At 68.4% G+C, this 23,245-nt stretch carries 8 protein-coding genes; 4 read left to right on the forward strand and 4 right to left on the reverse strand.

Annotation, left to right across the window (positions count from 1 at the left end):
* Positions 1-20: 20 nt before the first annotated feature.
* From ABE422_RS02490 to ABE422_RS02500, 3 genes are all read right to left on the reverse strand, one after another.
* Positions 21-17,075 carry a leukotoxin LktA family filamentous adhesin gene (locus ABE422_RS02490; RefSeq protein ID WP_346482391.1) on the reverse strand — a complete coding sequence of 5,685 codons (17,055 nt, stop codon included), beginning with the start codon at positions 17,073-17,075 and terminating at the stop codon, positions 21-23.
* Positions 17,076-17,174: 99 nt separating this feature from the next.
* Positions 17,175-17,930, reverse strand: a complete 756-nt coding sequence (locus ABE422_RS02495) for a SapC family protein (protein WP_313211953.1) — start codon at positions 17,928-17,930, stop codon at positions 17,175-17,177.
* A 159-nt stretch (positions 17,931-18,089) separates the two neighbouring features.
* A complete protein-coding gene (locus tag ABE422_RS02500) occupies positions 18,090-18,851 on the reverse strand; it encodes an SDR family oxidoreductase (RefSeq protein ID WP_313211954.1) in 762 nt (253 codons plus the stop codon).
* Positions 18,852-18,952: 101 nt separating this feature from the next.
* Between ABE422_RS02500 and ABE422_RS02505 the strand changes: the two genes are divergently transcribed.
* The 3 genes from ABE422_RS02505 to ABE422_RS02515 all read left to right on the forward strand — a co-directional run bounded on the left by ABE422_RS02505 (position 18,953) and on the right by ABE422_RS02515 (position 21,975).
* Positions 18,953-19,861, forward strand: a complete 909-nt coding sequence (locus ABE422_RS02505) for a LysR family transcriptional regulator (RefSeq protein ID WP_346482392.1) — start codon at positions 18,953-18,955, stop codon at positions 19,859-19,861.
* Positions 19,862-20,034: 173 nt separating this feature from the next.
* The gene (locus tag ABE422_RS02510) at positions 20,035-20,814 is read left to right on the forward strand and encodes a DeoR/GlpR family DNA-binding transcription regulator (protein WP_346480916.1); all 780 of its coding nucleotides are present in this window, start codon (positions 20,035-20,037) and stop codon (positions 20,812-20,814) included.
* 12 nt (positions 20,815-20,826) lie between these two features.
* Positions 20,827-21,975, forward strand: coding sequence for an MFS transporter (locus ABE422_RS02515; protein ID WP_346466430.1), 1,149 nt, complete (start codon positions 20,827-20,829; stop codon positions 21,973-21,975).
* Between the two features lie 22 nt (positions 21,976-21,997).
* On the opposite strand, the gene ABE422_RS02520 is transcribed toward ABE422_RS02515, so the two are convergent.
* A complete protein-coding gene (locus ABE422_RS02520; protein ID WP_313211960.1) occupies positions 21,998-22,198 on the reverse strand; it encodes a hypothetical protein in 201 nt (66 codons plus the stop codon).
* Positions 22,199-22,407: 209 nt separating this feature from the next.
* Here ABE422_RS02520 and ABE422_RS02525 point away from each other — a divergent pair, with 209 nt between their 5' ends.
* On the forward strand, positions 22,408-23,241 hold the full coding sequence (locus ABE422_RS02525; protein WP_313218504.1) for an isocitrate lyase/phosphoenolpyruvate mutase family protein: 834 nt from the start codon (positions 22,408-22,410) through the stop codon (positions 23,239-23,241).
* Positions 23,242-23,245 lie beyond the last annotated feature (4 nt).

The following is a 23,245-nucleotide window of genomic DNA, read 5'->3' on the forward strand; positions in this document are numbered from 1 at the left end:
GGTGTGTTTTCCGTCGTTCATCAGTTGGGCGCCCCGAGGTTGACCGCGCCGCCCAGGGCCGGAGCCACCACGTCGCGGGCGTTTGCTTCATCGCCTTCCGCGGGCGCACGGGCGGGTACCGCCATCTCCGGCGACCGGAGATTGAGCATGCGGCCCATGTAGCGCACCGCGCTTTCGCCCAGGTAGGCCGGCCCGGCCTCGAGGTGGTCGCGGTTGTAGTTCGGGCTGTTCACCCGGACCCCATCGTTGAACCGCACCACATAGGCGTCGGTATCCAGCAGGCGGCCATCGGCCGCCAGGTGGAAGCGACGGTTCAACTGCAGCAGCTGCGCGTCCGCCGGGCGCAGCACCGGGCTGGTGTTGTCCATCAGCACCTGCAGTGCCGGGGTGGTCAGCCTCATCGTGCGTTCCACCTGGCCATCGGCGATGGCGACGCGCGCCGAGGAGGACGTCAGCTCTGCCTCCATGGCCTGCAGCGCATCGATCAGCCAGGCATCACGCGGCTGAACATCCACCACGATCCGGCTGGCGACACCGTTGCGGTAGCCGGTCAGGGTCGTCGTCAGCAGGCCTGGGCCAGCATCGGACTGGCTTACCTGCGCCTGCACCTCATCGGCGGCCAGGTTCAGGCGGGTATCGACCATCGCCTGTGCCAACGACAAGGTGTCGCGCGCGGCCAGCTGTGCAGACGCCGCCTGCAACTGCCCGCCGGCCAGCGAACCGGCCTGGGCGTCCATGTAGGCCGTGGTACCGGCACTGGCCCGCCCGAAGCCGATGCTGCCGCCCGCAAGGATGGACTGTGCGGCACCGCTGCGACCGTCATCGAAATGGATATCCCCACCCGCCTGCAGCGCTGCATCGCCGCCGGCCTGGTAGAGACCCCATTGCTGGCTGCCGCCGCTGGTGGCCACCAGGTCGCTGCCGGCGCGGACAGCTTCGATCCGGATATCGCCCGCGGCCTGCACCCGGAGCGCCTTCCCTGCATCCACCTGCCGGCCCTGGACATCCGAGCCGCGCGATGCCAGGGCGATACCGCCGGCCGCCTGCAAGGCGTCGAACCGCAGCGCTTCGCTGGAGGACAGCCCAAGATTGCAGCCCACGTTGAGCGTGCCGATGACCAACGCGACACCGGCATCGCCGCGGAAGTTGCAGCCCACGGTCACCTCATCGGCGGAAAGGTCGGTGCCTGCGATCCAGTCACCATCCACACCGATCACCGCGGTGCCCACATCGATGGACTGGCCGGCGCGCAGCGTCATCGAACCGTCGACCGCCGCGCTGACGAGGGTGATAGCGCCGCCGGCATCCGCCACCAGGTCACCGCGGCCATCGAAATGCTGGAGGCGGGTATCGCCACCGCTGCCGACCTGGGCGTTGCCGCCGATGCGTGCCCTGCCAACATCCACGTTACCGCCAGCGTTCAACCCCAGTGACTGCGCGACCGTTGCACTGCCAAGCTGCACATCCGTGCCGCCATCCAGGCGTGCCTGCGCGCCCACGGCGGCATCGTCGATGGCCAGCAGACCGCCAGCGTCCGCGATGAGGTCGCCCTTGCTGGTCAGCTGCTGAATCTGCAGCGCACCAGACGCCTCCAGCTGCATCGCCGCCCCGGAAGACAGTGTCTGCGCCACCAGCGCGGCACCGCTGGCCGCGTTCATTGCGCCCTGCGCCTGCAGTTCGCCAATGCCCATCGCCCCGCCGCTGCGAAGCTGCGCATCGCCGCCGACCGTGGCGGTACGCATCTCCAGCGTGCCGGCCGCGGCAACGCCCAGCGACTGCCCGACCACCGCCTGGCCCAGGCGCACATCGGCGTTACCTTCGAGGCGCGTATCACCCCCGGCCACCATATCGACGATGGCGAGCAGCCCACCTGCCGTGGCGGCCAGATCGCCCCCGCTGCCCAGCTGCTGCACATCCAACGCATCGGACGCCTCCAGCTGCATCGCCGCACCGGAAGACAGTGTCTGCGCCACCAGCGCGGCACCGCTGGCCGCGTTCATTGCGCCCTGCGCCTGCAGTTCGCCAATGCGCATGGCCCCGGTACTGCGAAGCTGCGCATCGCCACCGATCCTTCCTTGGCCCAGGGCAAGGGTGCCGGCGCTGGTCACCACGGCCTCCGCGCCAGCCTCCAGACGGCCGATGTCCAGCGCTCCTTGCGCCTGCATCGCCACCGAGTGACCGGCGACCCCGTGGCCGATATCGGCAGAGGCCGTCCCCAGCCGGACATCGGTTGCCGCATCCAGCAGATCTACCTGCAGGTGCGCGTCACTGTGCAGCGACAGCGCTCCCGATGCGGCAACCACGTCGCCCACAACACCCCCGTTGGGGAGGCGCAGGTGGATGTCGCCTCGATCGCTGCGTGCCAGGACAAGCCGGCCGACATCGATCGTGAGGGCCTGCGCGTCGCTCCCGATTCCTTCGCCGGCCTGCAGGCTGGCCAGCACGTGGCTGCCGCCACCGACATTGACCGCGGCATCCCCATTGGAGTGGATACGACCGTCCGCCTCGAGCATCACGTTGCCGGTGGCCGAGTTGCCGGTCACGGCCAGCTGGCCCACGCTGATATCCGCACTGGAACGCACCGCGACCACCCGGCCAGCACTCAACTGGCTTCCGGCACCCATCGCGACGCCGCCCGCGTCGATCTGCACGCTGTCGCCGGCGTTGACCTGCGCGCCTGTCGCCAGCGATGTGGCCTGCAGCGATAGCAGCTGCAGGACCTGGTCAATGGCCGCATCCCCCAACTGCAGGCCGCCACCGGCGGCGACATTGGCAGATGCTGCGCGCAGGTTGCCGATGCGGATGTCCCCCATCGGGGCGCTGACAATCGCTTCGCCCGCGGCCTGCACCGAAGCCAGGTCGGCACCGTTGTACCCGGTGGCGCCCAGATCGCCACCGGCCTGCAAACGCACTGCGCTCAGCTTGCCCGCTGTGCTCATCAGCTGCAGGTCGCCCCCCGCGGTAAGCGTGCCGATCGGCATGTCCACGTCGCTGGAAAGACGCACCTCGCCCCCTGCCGCGCCATCCAGCCGACCGCCGGCAACGATCCGCAAGGCCAGCGAACCGCCGTCCTCGTCGCGGATGTCGTCGCGCACGGCGAGCTGGATGTCGCGCCCGGTCAGCGTGCTCACGCCCTTCAGGTACGACAGCAGGCTGCCGCCGCCGACGTCCAGTACGACGTCCTGGTTCGCCCTCACCAGGCCGATACGCAGGTTCCCGTTCTGCTGCGCCACGCGCACGTGTTCACCCGCGTTGGCCAGCAGCAGGCGACCGTTGATCTGCACGCGCAGCGGCTGACCATCGTGGCCCATGATGCTGCGCAGGGCGCTCAGGCTGAGGTCCCTGCCGACCCTCAGGATCGCACCGCCCGCACTGCCCCCGGCATCGGTGATATCGCCGTCACTGCCGATGCGTGCATCGCCACCGGCGGCGAAGCTGTTCAGCGCCAGCGACGTGTTGCCGTGCAGGTAGGCGTCGCCGCCCACATCGGCATCGATCCCGCCCGTGGCTGCCAGTACCACCGGAGCCGTGCTGCGAATGCGCAGCGAGACCACCACCGCACCGCCGCGCACCTGATCGGGCGTGAGCACATGGCCGGCCGCGTCAAGCATCTGCACATCGCCCGGCGTGGTCGCAAGCCGCATGGCCAGCATCGCCTCGGCACTGAGGTTGCCGCTGTTCACGTCGGCCAGGCTGACCGTGTATTCCTTGTCCAGGCGGCCCAGGTCATCGCGGGCACGCAGGCTGACATTGCGCCCGATGATCACCGGTTCGGCATTCAGGGCGGAACCGGTGGAGGGTTCCAGCGCATTGGCGTTGAACACGTAGCGCAGCTGGTCCTGGCTCCACTGTGAGTCAGCCGTCATGCCATCAAGAAGTGTGGCCTTGCGTGCCGCGACCCTCGCGCTGTCGCCACTGCTGGCGGCCAGCTCATAGCGGTATCCCGCGTTGAAGGACGCGAAGATCGCCTCCTGCTGCCAGCCGGTGCCGAAGGCATCGGTGAACACCGTCCCCAGACGGTTGAAGCGCTCGGCGAGGTAGTCACTTACCCCTGCATCATCCAGGCTGCCGCCCCGCGCGGCTTCCGCCATGGAGCGGAACAGGTTGATGGCAGTGCCACCGGCCAGGTAGCGCCCATCGACGACACTGCCCAGCGCGCGGAGCTGGAAGTACTCGGCGTAGCTGGCGTCGACCTGGCTCTGGTAGCTGACGATCGACTGCTGGCCGCCGCCCTGGAACAGCTTGAGGTTGTCGCGCAGGCTGGCCAGCTGCGCTTCGCTGAGGAAGCTGGACGAGGCGCGCTGGGCACCGCTGTAGATCGAGCCCGAGGGTGCCTCGATCAGCACGTCACCAGCCAGCGACTCGATGCGCTGTACCCAGAAGTCGCCGCCGAGGTCACGCAGCGCGATGTCGCCGGTCGCCCGAGCCGAGATGAGCCCACCCTCCAGCACGCCATCGCTGCGGGTACGCTCGCCGGCATCGACCACCAGGGGCCGGGCGAGCGAGCCGATGGCACCGTAGACGCTGTCCAGGGTGATGTCGGCACCGATGATCGAAGCAGCATTGCCGGTGGCGGCACCTTCAATGTCGTACTTGGCGCGCAGCCACACATCGCCACGGCCGGTGCCACTGCCGGCGCTGATCAGCACCTTGGCTGCCGAATCGACATCCAGCGCGATGTCACCGCCCGCACGGGCCACCAGGTTGCCAGCGGCAACGGTGGCGCCGTTGGCGTTGGTGTAGGACACCATCTGGACATCCAGCGGGTTGGCGGCCTCGCCGGCCTGGGCGCCGACAATGCTGCCGATGCTGCCGGCCGCGTCGAGGGTAAGCTGGTTCGTGATGATCCGGGCGTCACGCGATGCGCTGACGATGCTGCCGTTCTCGCTGGTCAGGAAGGTCCGGCCATCGGTGTTCTTCAGCACCCCATTGATGCGGATGGTCTGGCCGGAGTCGACGTCGAGGAGGCCTGCATCGTTGGCGCTGAAGTTGATGCCGATCCGGTTGTCGGCCTTGGCCGTGTTGGTGACGACCAGCGTGCCAGTGCGCGGGGCGCGCTGGTACCAGCTCGTGCGCCACGTGCCGCCGTCATCGAATTGATTGCTGCCGGGGAAGCCGTAGTTGTAGCGGCAGCCACTTTCGTTCTTCTTTTCGCAGCGGTAGTTGACGCGTGAATTGAGGTTGCTGCCGAAGTCGCCGGTCAGCTGCGACTCGAACACCGCCACGCCGCCGGCCTTGTTGCCGTACGTGACGCCCGAGGTTTCCCACTGCTGGCCGTTGAAGACGCTGTTGTTGTTCCTGTCCACCCAGCGCCAGTTCTCAGCAGTAAGCACGCCGTTATCGGACTGGATGTTGCGCGCGATGCGGGCCGTCTGTGTCCAACGCGCAAACATGCCGGCGCGCGGGTCATAGCCGGTCGTGTTGCTGATGGCCGATACCCCTGGGGCATCCCAGCTCAGGGCATTGACTCCGCCCTGATAGCCCTTCACGTTGCCGTTGCCGTCGCGCAGATACCACGACGCGGTATTGAGCTCACGGTCGCGGATGGTGATCTGCCCGGGCGCCCCGTTGCCGACCAGGATGTTGCCAAGCTGCAGGCCCACATCGGCCAGGCCATTGTTGATGACCACCGAGCCCTTGCCACTGACCACATTGAGCGAGCCGGCGGTGGACGTGCTGACGATACGGCCATCGAGGTAGATCGAACCGCCCCCGTTGGCCGAAATGTCCGGCACGATGAACTGGCGGTTGAGCGAATCGTACTTCAGGGCGATGCGGGAAGAATCTGCGCCGGACTTCGCCACGAACATGGCAGGCACATCGAAGATGCCCTTGCTGGCCTGGTTGTCCTTGCCGTCGATCCAGGCGCGCAACGCGCTGCTTTCGACCAGGATTGCCGAGTAATCCACCGGCCGGCCCGCCTTCAGCGCGACGTTGACGTCGATGTAGTTGGCCGTGATCTTGATGCCACTGCCGGCGTTCACACCGCTGCCCGTGCTGGGCACCTGGCCAAGGCTGGCGTTGCTGACGTCGTCGGGCTGCGTGTTGAGCACGGTGCGCAGATTCCGGGCATTCACCTTTGGCAGGTAATTGGTGTCCTTGTGGCTGTACCGCGATACCACGCCACCGTCGTAATACTGCCCACCCAGCGCTGAAGCGGTGCAGTCCTTGTCGCCGATGCGATAGCGGCATGCCCCAAACACAAGGATGCTGGGGTTGTTGACGTCGTTACCGGTGCCATACAACAGGTAGTCGGTCAAGCTCATGCCGGCGGCGGCGGCCGCTGCGCCGTACTTGGCGTTGGCGATGTACGCCGCGGCGTCATCGGCATTGGTGATGCCCGATGCCACGCTGTGGCGTGCCCACAGCGCGCTCACGACATTGCCGTACCAGTTTGCCGAGCCCAGGTTGTAGCCGACCTCACCGTTGGGCGCATTGATCGTCACGCTTTCGGCGAGCTGCTCGCCCCAGCTCTGGATGTTGCCGAGCGCGTTGTACATGTCCAGGTCGCCACCCGTGACCGAAATCAGCCCGCCCGCACCGATCGCGCCGGTGCCCGTGGCCGCCTCGTTGCGGATGCTCACCAGCGCATTGCTCTGCCCCGGGTTCTGGCTGACGCCGATGCCCACGGCCTGGTTGCTGTTGCCGGTGAACAGCACGTTGCCGCCGCTGTACTCCGGCACCAGGATGTCGCCCGCCAGCAGGAGGTTGTCGGTACTACGGTTGGTGATGGTGATCTTCGGCGCGCCCTTGGCGGTGACGGACCCGCCACCGCGGATGTTGCGGCCATACAGGATCACATCGCCGCCGGCCGCATACAGGTCGCCGATGGTGTGGGTATAGACCGCATTGCCGGCGATCGCATCGAAATCGTGGATGCCCGACGCGTTCAGTCGCGCCTTCAGCGCGCTGCTGAGCTCGCGCTGGGTATCGAACGGCAGCACATCGCCGCCCGCGCCGCTGCTGGTCAGCTTGCCATTGGCATCGATCAGGATGTCCAGCACGTTGTAGCGCCCGGCAACGACGCGGCCATCGATCAGCACATCACCGCGGGTGCTGCCACCACTGCGGCTGTCGCGCACGGTGACCGGAATGAACCCCAACTGGTAGCCGGTGGCGGCGCCATCGGCGTTGCGGAAGACATTCTCACCGTAGGCACCGAGCGACACGAATGCGCCGCTGAGCAGCTCACTACCCGCCGCCAGAGCGGTGCTCGCGTTGCTGTCCACCGTGGAGGACGCCGAGGAATCCGGCACCGCGATCAGCCCGCGGCTGTACCCCTGCGAGACCGCATTGGCGGCCAGCCGTGAGGTCCAGCCATTCATGCCATCCTGGCCGGCGGAGACGAAGGCGTTGTGCAGCGATTCCAGCTTCGCGCCGCGGCCGACATTGACCTGCTGGTCCATCGCCAGCGCCACGTCCGCGTCGGAGATGCCGACCGCGGCCAGCACACCCCAGGTGTTCACCAGGGCGGTGGCGCCGATGTCGGTCGCGGCGTAGGTACCGACGTTGAGCATGTAGCTGCTCTGCAGGCGCGCATCATCGCCGATGTTCACGCGGTTGCCGAGCACCGCATCGGTGCGCGCCTTGACCACGGCGGCATTGATCGCCCCGCCGGTGGTCAGCCCCGCCCGGTCATCGGTGTTCGCACGGGTGTTTGCCACGATGTCCAGCGCGCCGCCATCGCCCGGCGTCGGTGCGACGCCGGCGCGCAGCAGGGCGCCCTTGCCGATATCGATGGTGCTGCTGCCATCCAGCCGGGTGACCACCTGTGCGGCACTGCCACTGAGGACACCGCCGCCGGCCGCGCTGGCGGCAAGCTCGCTGCCCAGTGTGCCGGTGTAGTTGTTGTCGGTGCGCAGCACCAGCGATCCGGCCGAGACAATCTGGGCATCCTCGTCCACCAGCAGGCCGACGGTCGCGTCCGCACGGTTCTTCACGTCGGCGCCACTGGCGTTGAGTACGCCGGCGCTGGTGCTGTTCGCGCTGCCCGCGTAGTTGCTGTCGTGCAGCGCACGGGCATCAAGGCGACTGACATCCAGCACCGCGTTGCGGCCAATGGACAATTGCGTGGTGCTGTCGGTGTGCGTCGCTGCCAGCGCCGCGTTGCCCGCAATGAGCCCGCCGGTGCCCGCCGTGGCGTTGGCGCGATTCTCGTCCTTGCCGCTGGCGGCGAGCGTGGTGTTGCCTGCGTACAGCAGGCTCCCTGCCCCCACGGTGACGCCGGTGGTCGCCGAGGACCGGGCGTTGGCGTCGACGATGCCGGCGGCCAGCAGGCCCGCCACGCTCAGGCCGGTGGCATCGGCACGCTGGTTGCTGTTGTTGACTGCGCGCATCGCGATAGTGCCGCCGCGCGCGTAGTCGATGATGTTGTTGATGGAATAGGCCTCACCCTGCACCACCACGTCGGATCCAAGCGCTGCCTGCACCGCGTTGGTGCTGGCAGCGGTGGCGAAGGCGCCGGCGCCGGCCAGATACAGACCACCGGAACCGGCGACCGCGCGTGCATCCACGATCCCGCCGTGGACGCTGGCCAGGATGTCCAGCCCACCGCGGTTGGACAGCACCGCACCATTGCCTACATGGGCGTCCACTTTGGCACGGGAGGTGGCATCAGCGACCGCCGCACCGACCGCCAGGCCGCCGGCCAGTGCAGCACCGAAGGCTTCGGCGGACACCTGCGGGGTGGCCTCGGCATGCACCTCAATGCCGCCACCCACCCCCGATACGCGTGTCCGCTCGCCCAGCCAGGCGCGCACGTCGGAGCCATCGTCGGCCAGTGCGACGGCGGCGCTGACGCCGGCCAACACGCCACCGGCCGCACCCCACGCGCCCGCATGCGCGCCGCCCAGCGAGCTGGCGGCGAAGGTCACGTTGCCAAAGCCGGCCAAGGTACTGTCGTTCTGCAACCACGCCTGGACGTTGGCGTTGCGAGCAGCGGTTGCGACGACCGCACCGGCCGCGAGTGCACCGGCCGCCATGCCGGTGGCTGTCACATCCAGCGTGCTGGCATCGCTGGCACGGACCGCAAGACCCTCGCCCTGGCTGCCTGCCTGCAGGTCACCGGCCACCGTGGCCGTGACCGTCTGTTCCAGGCGCGCCAAGCCGATGGCCGCGCCGACGCCCACCAGGCCGGCACCGCCGGCATAGACGTCCAGACCTGCGGCCTTGCCTGCGCTGCCGTCGCCGGCGTTGGCGAGCACCGCGATGGAGCCGGCCCGCGTGCTGTTCGCCGCCAGTACCGCCTCGGTGCTGCCATACAGGCCGGTCATGCCGAATGCGCCGCCCACGCCCACGCCACCAGCGCCGATGCCACCGACGGTGTTGCTGCTGCTCATCAGGGTCTGCGCGCTCACCTCAAGCGCGCGTGCCTGCACGGTGCCACCGCGGATGCTGGCGCTCACCAGATCGCCACGTCCCTGCAGACTGCCGATGTCCACCTGGGCGCGGCTGTTCAGCGCGCCGGCGCCCTGCGCCCCCAGGGTGCCGTCCAGCGCGGCGGCGTCGATCTTCTGGCCAGTGCCCAGCTGCTTCAGGCTGGCAAAGGTGCCACCCAGTTCCGTATCACTGTCACCGCGGTCGCCAATGCCGGCCAGCAGCAGCCCGGCAGCGCCGCCGATGCCGGTGGTGGCGCCCACGCCAGCCGTCACGGTGACCATGTCCACCGCACGATCGGAGACGGCATTCACATCAACGCTGCCCGTGGTCGACAGCGTGCTGTCTTCCACGGTGGCCTTGACGGTGCTGCCAAGAATGGCCACCGAAGCGCCCGCACCTACACCGCTGCCGGCGATGCCCACGCCCACCGCACCGGAGTACGCGGACAGCCGCAGGATATCCTCGGCCACCACCGCCATATCGGTGGCATCCACCGAGGCCTGGGTGACCAGCGCACGGGTGTCGTTCTGCAGCAGGTGCACCTGTGCCATGCCGGCGATGCCGGCGGCGCCGGCACCCGCGCCACTCACCGCCACGCCGTTGAAATCCGAACGGCTGTGCGCGTTCACGTCGAGGTCGCGTGACACGGAAATGTGGGTCACGCGCCCACGTTCGCCCACCTGCGCCAGCGTGGTTGCAGCGCCCATGTTGACCAGCGCGGTGCCGGCCACCGCCGCGCCCCCCCCGACCGCGCCTGCGCCGCCGACCAGCGAGGCGGCGTTATCGCTGTTGGCGTTGACCGCCAGGGAGCCCGCCCGCAGGGTGCCGCCCAGCACGCTTGCACGGGTATCGGTGGTGAAATTGTTGACCACGCCGGTGGCAGCGCCGCCGGTCAGGCCCGCGGCCGCGCCGACCACGATCGCCAGCGCGTTCTGGCTGGCATTGGCCTCCACGGTCACCGCGTCGGCGGCCGACACGGTGGCGCCCTCGATGCTGGCGCTGGCATGGCTGTCGAACAGGTTGGTCGACAGCGCCCCTGCGCCCGAGAAGACGCCCGCGCTGGCGGCGATGCCGGCCACATAATTGGCCGAGGCCACGTGATGGCTGGCGCGCACATCCACGCTCTGCTCCGCTGCGGCGAGCCCTGCGCTGTCCTGGTCGGGGTCGCTGCTGGTGCCCAGCCCATGCTGGTTGATCCGTGCGTCCTTGATGATCGCGGTGGTACTGCCGGCGATGTCGTTGACGGCCGCCATTACCGCTACCGCACCACTGGCGATCGGGGTGGTACCCAGCGCGCCACTGACGCCGATGGTCCTGACCTGCTGGCGCGTGGCCGCATTGACCGCGATGCCATGCACGTCGATATGGCCGGTGCCCAGGTCCACGGTATCGAAGGCCATGCCGGCGGCGTCGGTACGGGTGCTGTGGGTATTGCCCGCCGTGCGCCGGCCACTGTCCACGCCTGCCAGCGCATCGCCCAGGCCCAGCGCGGTCACGGCAGTTCCGGCACCGGTGATCGCCGCCTCGGTGCTGCCATCCACCAGGTTGACGACGGTACCCAGGCCGATGCCCGCGTTGACGCCCCCGCCGATGCTGCCGGCGTACACGTCAATCTGCTGCGCCTGGGCGGCGAGCACGCCGACGTTGTCCTGTGCCAGGACATTGGCGCCTGCTTCAATCCGTGCCGAGACGGCGCCCTTCATCCGGTTCACCGCCACCGACGCTGCGCCACCGACCGCGCCGCCGCCGCCCAGGCCAGCAGCCACGGTGCGGATGCGGTTGCCCTGACCGCCGGCCTGTCCAGAGGCATCGGCCTGCACCAGCAGATTGCGAACATCCAGGTCCAGCGCACTGCCGGCAACCACCGCTGAGGTAGTGCCGCCGATATCGTTGTAGGCCACTGCCGCGCCCACGCCCACGCTGCCGCCGACCGCTGCGCCACCCGCCAGCGAATCGATGCTGCGCTCGTCACGGGCGCTCACCTTCACATCGGCCAGCGTGTTGTGCAGGCTGCTGTCACTGAGGCTGGCCTGCGTATCGGAATGGATCAGGTTGCTGGTGACACTGCCGGCCATCGCTGCCGTGCCCGCCCCCGCCCCGGAAACGGCTGCCGTGCGCACCAGGCTGCGGTTGGCCGCATCGATGCTCAGCGCGCTGGCGCCGCCCAGCGTGGCATTCTCCACCACGGCACGGGTACGGCCGCCGATGTCGTTGACGCTGCTGGCTGCGCCGATGCCTGCCGTCCCCCCCGCCGACAGCGCGCCCCCCAACGAATAGGCCGCACCCGAGGTGTCGGCGCTGACGGACACCGCACCGGTGATGCCACTCCCCTGCCCGGTGACACCCCGCAGGCGGGCCTCGGTGAGGGTGTCGATCAGGTTGGTGGTGTTGCTGCCGGCGATGGACGCGGTGCCCCCCAGCGCACCGGCAATGGCCAGTGTCTTGGTGGTGGCGGCCGACGTCGCACTGACCTCCAGCGCAGTACTCACCTCCAGCGCGGTGCCATCCACCTCGCCCAGCGTGGTATCGCCGATGGTGGCCACGTTGATCGCCGCGCCGATGGCGGCGGTGCCGCTGCCGGCAACCGCACCGGCCAGTGTGTGGATACGCGATTCGTTGCTGCCGGCCACCTGCACGATGCCTGCCTGCACCGTGCCGCCCTGCAATGCTGCCTCGGCATGATTGTCGATCATGCTCCAGCCCACCGAGCCTTGAATGGCGACATTGTTGGCTGCGCCTGCGGCAACCGCACCGGACAGGATCCTGGCGGCATTGGCGGCCTCGAGGTCGACCCGGCCGGTGCCAGCGGTCAGCTGCGCATCATCGACCAGCGCCAGCGTGGTATTGCCGATGTCATTGATGGTCAACGCCGCACCCACGGCGACCTTGGAGCCCAGCGTTGCCGCCCCCGCCAGCGAGCCGATGAAGGATTCATCGCGTGCCTGCAGGTGGATGCTGCCCGCGTTGAGCTGTGCGCCATCCCGGGGCACCTGGCCCTGCGCGTCCGCCAGGCCACGACCGACCAGCACCGAGGTGGTGTTGCCGATGGCGTTGTAGGACGCACTGCCCACCCCGGTGAAGTTGCCGGTGCTGCCGCCGATGCCGGCACTCACTGCCAGGATGTCGGACTGGTCACTGGCCGTGAGCGCAATGCGCCCGGCATTGAGCGTGGCATCGTTGACCGAGACGGTATGCGTGTTGTTGATGGTGTTGTAGGCGAAGGCCACGCCGGCATTGTTGCCACCCACCTGGACCATGCCGGCAACAGCGATGATCGAGCTGCGGGCATTGTTGCGACCCGCCGCATCCACCCGCGTATCGTCAGTGCTCGCGGTATCGGCATTGGCATCCACCTCGATGCTGCCGATCCCGGTGCCACAGTAATCGACCGCGAAGCCCGAGCCGCAGCCGTCACCAGTGCCACGCACGTCGTCGATGGTCGCCGTCCCGGCGAAGGCTTCAATGTCACCACTGGCAGTGATGCGGCTGCCGCCGTCAATGCTGGCGGCGGTCTGGCTGGCGATCTGGTTGACCAGCACCGAACCGGCGATCGCCACGCCGTCGCTGCGCGTGGACGCCCCTCCACTGGCGGCCGCCGCCACGATCCGGGATGCATCGGCTGCACGCACGCGCACGTCCTGTACGCCTTCGATGTTGGCGCCACTGACTGACGCGCGGGTGCTGTCGCCCACTTCGGCGTACGTCACTGCCGCCCCCAGGCCGGCCTTGCCACCCGCATACAGTGCGCCACCCCCGTTGGCGATCTTGGAGGCGTTCACGGCCTTGACATCGACATCGGCCGCCGCGCCGCCCATGCCGCGGAGGCTGCCCCCGACGATGCTGGCGGCCGTGTCGTTGTGGGACATCGCCACGGTCGCCGAGATCGCGCCGGCACCGGCCGAGCTCTGGTTGGAGGAGGCATTCACGCCCACGCTCAGCCCGACGTTGACCTGTTCGCTTTCGTTGCGTGCGGTCACCGTGACGGTGCCGGCATCCTCCACGCTACTGTCACGCAACTGCGCGGTGGTCGTGTTCTGGATGTCACCGTAGGCCACACCACCGGCCAGCGAAGCGCTGCCCTGGGTGTTGTCCGAGCCGGCCGCGGCCACCGACAACGCGCCGCTGACGCTGACCAGCAGCGTCTGGTTGGTCGCGGCAAGATCCAGCTTCAGGCCCTTGCCGCTGTTGTCCTTGATCACGGCCGAGCTGATGTCCGCCTTGGTGTTCTGCCGGGCACGATTCACCGTCGCACTGCCGGACAGGGCGATGCCGAACTTGGGTTGTGGCGTCTGCGCGCCCTGGCCCTGCCCCGGTGCTGCATTCCCGCCACCCAGCAGGCCCTTGGCCTTGTCGAAGTACGCGGTCAGCCCGGCGCTGCCGTTGCTGTCGGCCTTGTTGGCCATGCCTTCCAGCGCGGTCACCTTGCCGAGCGCACGGGTCTTGAGTGAATCCAGGAAGCCGGGATTCTCCGCGTTCTGCTTTGCCGCCAGCTCGTCCTGGGCCTTCTGCAGCTGTTCGGACGAGCTCTTGGCAACTGCGCCGGCGGCGGCCACCGCACCGGCCAGCCCACCGCTGGTGGCGTTGACCGCCAGCTCACCCGTGGTGATCGCGCCGACCGGCGCCGTGCTGCTGCCGGTCGCGAAGGCTGCAGGCACCGCACCGATGAAGGCGCGGGTATCGGTGTCCAGCTGCTGGTAGGCGACGCTGGCCCCCACCGACACACTGTCGCTCATCGCAACCGCGCCGGCCACGGACCACACGAACAGATCTTCGTCGGCACGTACGCCGACCGTTGCGGCGCGGATGTCGGCACGGTTGCTGATCCCCGCCAGCGTGGTGCTGTCCAGGTCCAGCGCGGTGGCGGTTCCGCTGACACCGATGCTGCCGCCCTGGCCGGACTGCAGCGCCAGCGCCACCACGGTTTCCTTGTTGTCGGCCTGCACTGCCAGGCTGCCTGCACCGGCGTCGACGCGGACGCCATCATGGAGGATCGCTGCCGCCGTGTTCTGGTAGTCGATATAGCCGACGCTGCCGCCCAAGGCAGTTCCGCCGTTGCCGACGTTGCTGTCCTTGAGGTTCTTCAGGGCAAGATCACCCGCCGCGTGCAGACCGGTGACATCGGTGTTGGCACGCACGGTGGCGGTGGCGTCAAACGTCCTTCCGCGCGCAGCGCCGGCATGGTCCTCACCTTCCAGTGCGGCGCTCCACGCCGCGGTGCTGGTGTCGCGGGTGGTCAGCGAAGCACCGGCGGCGACATCGGTACGTGCGCTGTTGGTCGCCTTGAACCAACTCACCGCGCCCCCGATGGCCACTTCCTCGGCCGAGCCGCGCGCCGCCGCGTACGAGGCGAACAACTCCGATGGGTCGGTGATCAGGTCCTTGGCGGCGGAGATCGACGTCTTGAACGCGTCGAAGCTGCTGAAGTCCGGGACGGCCCCGGTGAGCGCACTGAAATCCCGAGGCAGGCGCACATCCGACGACAACCCGATGCGTTGCGCCGAGAGCTCAGCCGAACTGCCCACCAGGGTCCGTGCCTCATGGGTGAGGTTGGCGATGTTGACCGCCCCGGACAACGCGAACGCCGAACCATCCGCGCTCTTGCCCTTGGCCAGCACATTGCTCATCGCATGGTTGCCGATCTGTGCATCGGTTACCTGGCTGTCGACCACGATCGCGCCGGCGCTGTCGATGGTCGTACCGGCGCCGATACTGGCGGTGGCCGTATGGTCGCCGTCGACAACGCTGATCGCCCCGCCGAGGCGGAAGGGCGACGCCGTGGTCGGTGTAGTGGCCGGCGGCGTGCTGCCGCCGTCCTGGCTGCCGGTCAGTTTGGCGATGGCGCCACCCACGCCGGCGCCGGCCAGCGACTGCGCCACGCTCATCAGGCCATCGCTGCCGCTGCTGATCGCTTCCACCTGCTCCTGGCCGGGCAGCGGCTCGCTCTTCGGGCCGGTAATCAGCGTGCTGGTCTTGTTGAGGCGGGTGATGCTGGCCGCCTGCACGGTGACGTCGCCTGCCGTGGTGCGGGTGTCGCGGTCCAGGCGCGCTTCGGCCGCGATATCCTGCAGACTGATCGCGCCAGCCAGGCCGACCGCGCCATTCTTGTCGGCGCGCGCCGTGGCGGAGGTGTCCAGAGAGACCGCGTTGACCGCCGAAACGTTGACACTGCCGGCCTGCAGTGGCCCACCCGCTTCAATCACCGCGCGGGTGTCAACGTTGACATTGCTGATCGCCGCCGTGAACGCAGCGGCCGTGTTGTTCACCGCGAACGATTCGGCCGCAAGCTTCAGCGTCGTATCGGCATCGGCCTTCACCGCCACGTCGCCGCCAGCCGCAAGGGTTGCGCCCGAACGCACGATGGCTTCCGTGGTGGCGTTGATCTGCGCGTACGCCGCACCGAGGCTGAGCATGTGCTTCTTCGGAATGCTGTTGCCATTGGCATCCTTCACGGGATCGCCGTTGGCATCGGTGACGACATCACCTTTCTCGTACGCCTTGCCGGCCGCCGAGTTGTCGATGGCCTGGCGGGTGCTGGCATGCAGCGTAATGTCGTCGCGCGCGTCCAGTACTGCGTTGTCCTTCACCTCTACCCGCGCCGTGGTGGCGCCATGCAGGAACGAAATCTGCTCACCCAGCAGCTTGCCCGCCCCCAGGTTCACCAACGCATCGCCGAGGTCCGTGAGGGTGCTGGAGTCGGTGACGCTGTTGACGAGATCGGCCTTGAGCTCGTCGAATACCGCACCGTCCTTGTCGTAGCCGGAATCGATGACCGCAAGCGCGGTCAACTCGATATCGTCCGCCGCCAGACGTGCGTTGCCGCCCACCGTGACCGTTGCCTCGGCACTGCGCACACCCAACCCGGTATCGGAGATCGCCGCCGCGCGAAGTTGGATCCGGCCGCCCTCGTTGACCAGTACCAGCGGCTGCGAGGCGCCGGTATTGACGGCCGCCTCGATGCCCTGCAGATCGCCATTGGCATCGCGCGGGCCGGCCTGTACGAACAGCGTGCCGGTGACATCAATGGCCCTGGCCTGTACGCGGATGCCGTTGCTTGCATTCACCGTCCCGTGCAGCGCCACCGTCTTGTCGGTGAGTTGACCCGGCGTCAGCGTGCCGTACATCAGGGCATCCAGGCCCTTTCCGGCGTTGAGGATGTCGTCGGCCGTGGCGCGGTTGGCCGTGGCCACCGACAGCGAGCCGACATTGAGCACGCCACCGTTGCCGACCAACAGGCCATCCGGGGCGACGAAGAACACCTTGCCGCCCACCGCATTGGTCGACTCCAGCACGCTGTTGAGGTTGCCGTTGATGTAGGCACGCGCGTCGGTGACCAGGTTGACCAGGTTGTGCACCTGTTGCTGACCCTGGGTGGGCAGCACAAGATCAACGGTCTGGCCGACGTCCACCCCGAATTCGCGGAAGGCGTTGAAGGCGACCTGGTTGCCGGCGGCCCCCTTCACTGTTCCGGTGGTCACCTTCCAGTGCAGATCGTTGCCTTGGCGGGTCACGCGGGTATCGGTGCGACCGTCGGTGACCATCGCACTGCCGTCATCGCCGGCAATCACGCTGCCTGGCAACGCCAGCCCCAGCACGGAGCCGATGGCCACGGCCAGGCCCGCAGGACGCAGGCGGCGTTGCGCCGGGGGCACAGGACGCACGCTGGAGGACGGGCAGGACGAAGGGTCGCGATGGTTCATGGCAGGCTCCGGGCAGTGGCAGGCGGGGCAACCGCGGGCCAGCAAGGGTCGCGGCAAGGCAGGCGTGCCTTGCCGCTCGGTGGCGTTACTGGAAAGGGATCAGTGCGTTGCGGCAGCGGCTGGACGGCTGTCCAGCGCGCGGCTGAGCAGCTCGACATTGCCCAGCGAAAGCAGATGGGCGTAGATCAACCCGAGGTCGCCCGAACGCGCCAGATCCTGGAGCGCCTTGCCCTTCAATTCGCGCAGCTTCTGCTCATCGACCACAAAGAAGCCATCCAGCGAGAAGCCCTCGCCCAGCGCGGTCTGCACGTTCACCTGCCGCGGCACCAGCAGCCCATGGCTGGCCAGCGCCGCACTGAAGGCACGCGTACGCGCCAGATGCACCTGGTATTCCTGCAGGAACTGCAGTGCGTTGCTCAGCAGCGGGCTGTCCTTGCCCTCGTCATCGAACAGCGGCGCACCTTCCTCGCCACCTTCGCGGATGCCCGCATATGCCTCATCCAGGCACACGGTGAAGTCGCTGCCCTTCTCATCACGTTCGGCAAGCACGAAGGGATAGCGGCGCAGAAACGCCGGGACATAGGCCCCTTCGGCCCAGCTGCCCTGCTCATCGACCATCAGGTTCTGGCCGGCACGCAGGCCCAGCAGTGCGGCCGGCACCACCGCGTCGGCGCTGCTGCCGGCGAACAGGATCGGGTACTCGCGGGCGACCGGCGCGAATTCCACGCAGGCCAGCGGGACGGAATTGAGCGCAGCGGCGAAGGCAAAATCGCCCGGGGTCGCCACCACCCGATGGTTGCGATGGGCAACGCGGTTGAGCTGGATCGGACGTTCGTAGATGAGCAGCTGCTTCATGGTGGTTCCCCCTGGAGTGATCAAAAAGTGTCCCTTGCCAAATAACCGTGGAAAACAGGCCACTCCCATCAACCCGCCGGCTATTCGTCACACTTTTTTAATGAATCCGTTCATAAACAGCTGCCGCCCGGCCATGGGGGTCATGGCCGTGGCGCCCCCTCAGACGAACATGCCGCCCGAGGCTTCCACGCGCTGCGCAGTGATCCACGCGGTCTGCGGCGACAGCAGCGCTACCGCCACCGGGCCGATGTCATCGGGTTTGCCGGGGCGGCCCATCGCGGTGACCGAGGACACCATCGCATTGACCTGCGCATCGTCGCGCACGCGCCCACCGCCGAAGTCGGTTTCGATCGCACCCGGGGCGAGTGTGTTGGCACTGATGCCACGTGCGCCCAGTTCCTTGGCCAGGTAGCGGGTGAATACCTCGATGCCGCCCTTCATCATCGCGTAGGCCGAGCTGCCCGGCAGCGAGAAACGCGCCAGCCCGCTGGACACGTTGAGAATGCGGCCGCCATCGGCGATCAGCGGCAACAACGCCTGGGTCAGGAAGTACGGGCCCTTGAGGTGCACGGCGACCAGCGCGTCGAACTGCTCGACCGTGGTGTCGGCGATCATTGCGTGCAGGCCTTCGCCGGCGTTGTTGAGCAGGCCCTGCAGCTGGGTTTCCCCCCATCCCTCCAGCACGCGGCGGACCTGGCTGGCGAATGCGGGGAAGCCGGCGCTATCGGCCATGTCCAACGGAATCGCGGCGGCGCGGCGGCCCAGTGCTTCGATCTTGGCGACCACGTCCTGCGCGGCATCGGCCTGGCTGCGGTAGGTGAGGACGATGTCGGCGCCATCGGCGGCCAACGCGAGGGCGGCGTTGCGGCCGAGGCCACGGCTGCCGCCGGTGATCAGGACGACTCGGGTTGCGTTGCTCATGTCAGTGCACCTGCTTGGGGAGTGGGGCCAGCGTATTGATATTGCCGTGCGGCATAAATCAGTGGATGCTGATTTGACTGTCCAGACATTGCGAACAATCCATGGATCGCCTCGATCACCTGCGCTGCTTCCTGCGCGTCGCCGAACTGGGCTCGTTCACCGGGGCGGCCGACAGCCTCGGTTTGCCCAAGGCCAGTGTCTCCCTCGCCGTTCAGCGCCTGGAAGCAGAGGTGGGTGTGCAGTTGCTCCACCGCACCACGCGCCGTGTGCAGCTGACCGCCGATGGCGCCCAGTTCCAGACCCGCGCGCACGATCTGCTGCACGACATGGACGACCTGCAGGGCATGTTCCGGGTGGACACCAGTCAGTTGAAGGGCCGCCTGCGGGTGGATATGTCCAGCGGACTGGCCCGCCAGCTGGTGATCCCGCAGTTGCCGGACTTCCTGGCCCAGCACCCCGGGGTGGAAATCGAACTGAGCGGTACCGACCGCCGGGTGGATCTGATCCGCGAGGGTTTCGACTGCGTGCTGCGGGTCGGGCCGCTGGATGACAACACCCTGGTCGCCCGCCCACTCGGGCAGCTACGGATCATCAACTGCGCCAGTCCCGCGTATCTGGCGGACCGCGGTACGCCCGCCACGCTGGACGATCTCGCCAGCCACGCCCTGGTCCACTACGTCGGCACGCTGGGCCAGCGCTCACCGGGGTTTGAGTATCACGACGGCGAGGCCTATCGCAGCCTGCCGATGGGCGGGGCGGTGACCGTCAACAGCGGGGATGGGTATACCGCTGCGGCGCTGGCCGGGCTGGGCATCATCCAGGTGCCGCTGCTCGGCGCGCGCCCGGCGCTGACCGCAGGAACGCTGGTGGAGATACTTCCCGGGCTGCAGGCTGAGCCGATGCCGGTGACGCTGCTCTATGCCCAGCGCCGCCACCTGCCGCGTCGCGTCGCCGCCTTCATGGACTGGGCGGCAGCGGTGATCCGGCCGGAACTGCTCCCTGCCCTGTGACGCAACAGCGCGGGCGCAGCGCAAAGGCGCACATTGACGCACCTTCATGCAGATTACCGCACACAAGCGCGCCGATTCTGGTAAAGTCTGCGGCCAATACAAGCAGTACCACGCACGAATGCGCATGCTCAGGCATGTCGGCATGGTGCTACCCGCCCTGACCGAGGTTACCCATGACCACCCAGGACGCCCTGCCGGGCGAACGCCAACAGACCATCCTGCGCCTGCTGCGCGACCACGGCCGCGTCATGTCCGCGCAGCTGGCCATCGAGCTGCAGGTCTCGGAAGACTCGATCCGCCGCGACCTGCGCGAGCTGGCTGCGCAGGGTCTGTGCCGCAAGGTGCATGGCGGCGCACTGCCGGCGGCCCCGGCGTTCCCGGCGTTGGCCGAGCGCCACGAAAAGGACCATGACCGCAAGCGCGCGTTGGCGCGGATCGCGGCGGCCCAGGTCCTGCCCGGGGAGCTGGTCTTCCTGGACGCCGGCTCGACCAATACCGTGATCGCCAGCTGCCTGCCCGAGCACCAGGGCCTGCGGGTGGTCACCAACGCGCCGGATATCGCGTTGGCCTTGATGGCGCGTCCGGGCATCGAGGTCAGCCTGGTCGGCGGCCGCATGGACCCGCGCATCGGCGCGACGGTGGGCGCGCAGACACTGGAAGCGATCCGTGCGCTGCGCGTGGACGTGTGCTTCGTCGGCACCTGCGCGGTGGATGCCGAGGCTGGCATCTGGGCGGTGGATGGCGAGGAAGCAACGCTCAAGCGCGCCCTGCTTGCCGCCAGCAGCCGCTGCGTGGTGGTCGCCACCAATGACAAGCTCGGTGCACAAGCCTCACACCGCATCGGCGATGTGGACCAGATCGATCTGCTGGTTGTCGAAGCCGATGCCCCGCCCGCCCAGGTGGTGGCGTTCGAGCGTCGCGGTGTCGCCCTCCAGCGCGCTGCGCAGCACTGAGGCCCGAATTCCATGTCGACGCTTTCCGCTCCTTCGTCCCTGCTTGCCCGCAGCCAGCAGCACGCCACCCGCGCAGCCTTCTTCCTGCCCGGCTTCGCCACCGCAGCCTGGGCGCCGCTGGTCCCGTTCGCCAAGAACCGCACCGCCCTGGATGAAGGGTCGCTCGGCCTGGTGCTGCTGTGCCTGGGTGCCGGTTCGCTGCTGGCGATGCCGATCGCAGGCATGCTCGCTGCGCGCCACGGCTGCCGCGCGGTCATGATCGCCACGCTGTTGATGGTGATCGCCACACTGCCCCTGCTCGCCGTTGCCCCTTCGCCGCTGACCCTGGGCCTGGTGTTGTTCGTGTTCGGCGCCGGCGTGGGTGCCTGCGACTGCGTGATGAACATGCAGGCGATCATGGTCGAGCGCGACAGCGGCCGGCCGATGATGTCCGGCTTCCATGCCTTCTACAGCATCGGCGGCGCGGTCGGTGCCGGTGCGATGACCGCTCTGCTGGCGTTCCACCTGCCGCCGTGGCTGGTGTGCCTGCTGGCCTCGGCGGTGATGGCCGCCCTGCTGGCACTCTCGCTGCCGTACTGGCGGACCGACAAGGCACCCAGCGATGCGCCGATGTTCGCGGTGCCGCATGGGGTGGTGCTGGCGATCGGCGTGCTGTGTTTCGTGGCGTTCCTGGCCGAAGGCTCGGTGCTGGACTGGAGCGCGGTGTTCCTGCATGAAGTGCAGCACGTTGATCCCTCCCGCGCCGGCCTCGGCTATCTGGCCTTTGCCATCGCGATGACCATCACCCGGCTCGTCGGCGATGGCGTGGTGGCCAAGCTCGGCCGCCATCGTTCGATCCTGATCGGCAGCCTGGTGGCGGCATCCGGCTTCGCCCTGGCAACGTTCGCCACCTGGATGCCACTGGCACTGTGCGGGTATGCGCTGGTCGGCCTGGGCTGCGCGAACATCGTTCCGGCGCTGTTCTCGATGGCCGGCAACCAGAAGGTCATGCCGGAGAGCCTGGCCATCCCGGCAATCACCACGCTCGGCTATGCCGGTGTGTTGGCCGGCCCGGCGCTGATCGGCTTCGTCGCGCAGGCCAGCAGCCTGGTGTTCGCGTTCAGCGCGGTGGCAGTGACGCTGGTACTGGTCGGGCTGTGCGCGCGGTGGGTGCGCGCCTGAGGCCGCCCAGGCCGCTCAGACGCTAGCGCCCGTAGCGCGCGAGGATCACCAGCGCCAGCAGCGCGATGGCGCTCAGTACCAGCACCAGCAGGAAGACCATGCGATAGCGCGCGGCCTTGCCCTGTTCGCGGCGCAGGCGCTGGCGGTAGGCCGGGTCACGCAGATAACGGATGGGGCTGATCCTGAACAGCGGCGCCAACAGCAGATCGATCACCTCGAGCATCCCTGTCTCCTTGGGCGCCCGGGCCAACGGCGCTGCGCCAGCGTTGCACGCGGCAAGGCCCCGGGCAACCCCGCTCAGCCTCGCCGCACACGCGCAACCTGCCCCTGCCCGCTCCGGACCGCCGTACGCATGCACACCCTTCCCGCACGCCGCTCCCTCAACAAGGGCGTGGCGGCCGCTGGCGTTACCATCGGGTGACTGCTGACCGGATGCGCACCATGACGGACCTTTCCTTCGATCCCCGGCCGCGCCGCGCGGCCTTCCGTGCGCTGCACGAGGAAGGCTGCTTCGTGCTGCCCAACCCGTGGGATGCAGGCAGCGCACGCTACCTGCACAGTCTCGGCTTCCAGGCGTTGGCCTCGACCAGTTCGGGTTATGCGTGGAGCCAGGCCCAGGCCGACGGCACGCTGACGCTGGAGGAGACCCTCGCACATCTGCGCAGCCTGGCCGCGGCGACCCCGTTGCCGTTGAATGCCGATTTCGGCGATGGCTTCGGCTCGCTGGAAGCAGTCGGCCGCAACGTCACCCTTGCCATCGCCACCGGCGTGGCCGGCATCTCCATCGAGGATGCCAGCCCGGATCCCGCGCATCCGCTGCGCACGCTGGACGATGCGGTGGCACGGGTACGTGCCGCCCGCCGCGCGATCGACGCGTCCGGCGAGGACGTGCTGCTGATCGGCCGCGCTGAGAATTTCTTCGTCGGCCGGCCCGACCTGGACGATGCGATCACCCGCCTGCGTGCCTATGCAGAAGCCGGTGCGGATTGCCTGTATGCGCCGGGCATCACCAACCGCGAGCAGATCGAAGCGGTGGTGGCCGCGGTGGCGCCGCGACCGGTCAACCTGCTGGTTGGCAGCGCGCTGCCGTTCACCCTGCAGGACATCGCCGGCATGGGCGTGCGCCGGGTCAGCGTGGGTGGTGCGATGGCGCGCACCGCCTGGGGCGGGATGATGCGGGCCTCGCAGCTGCTGATGGACGAAGGCCGCTTCGACGGCTTCGCCGATGCGGCCTCCGGGGCGGTGTTGAATCAGTTGTTCCGCTGATCGG

This window comes from Stenotrophomonas sp. TWI1151 (assembly GCF_039673135.1).
Taxonomy (GTDB): Bacteria; Pseudomonadota; Gammaproteobacteria; order Xanthomonadales; family Xanthomonadaceae; genus Stenotrophomonas.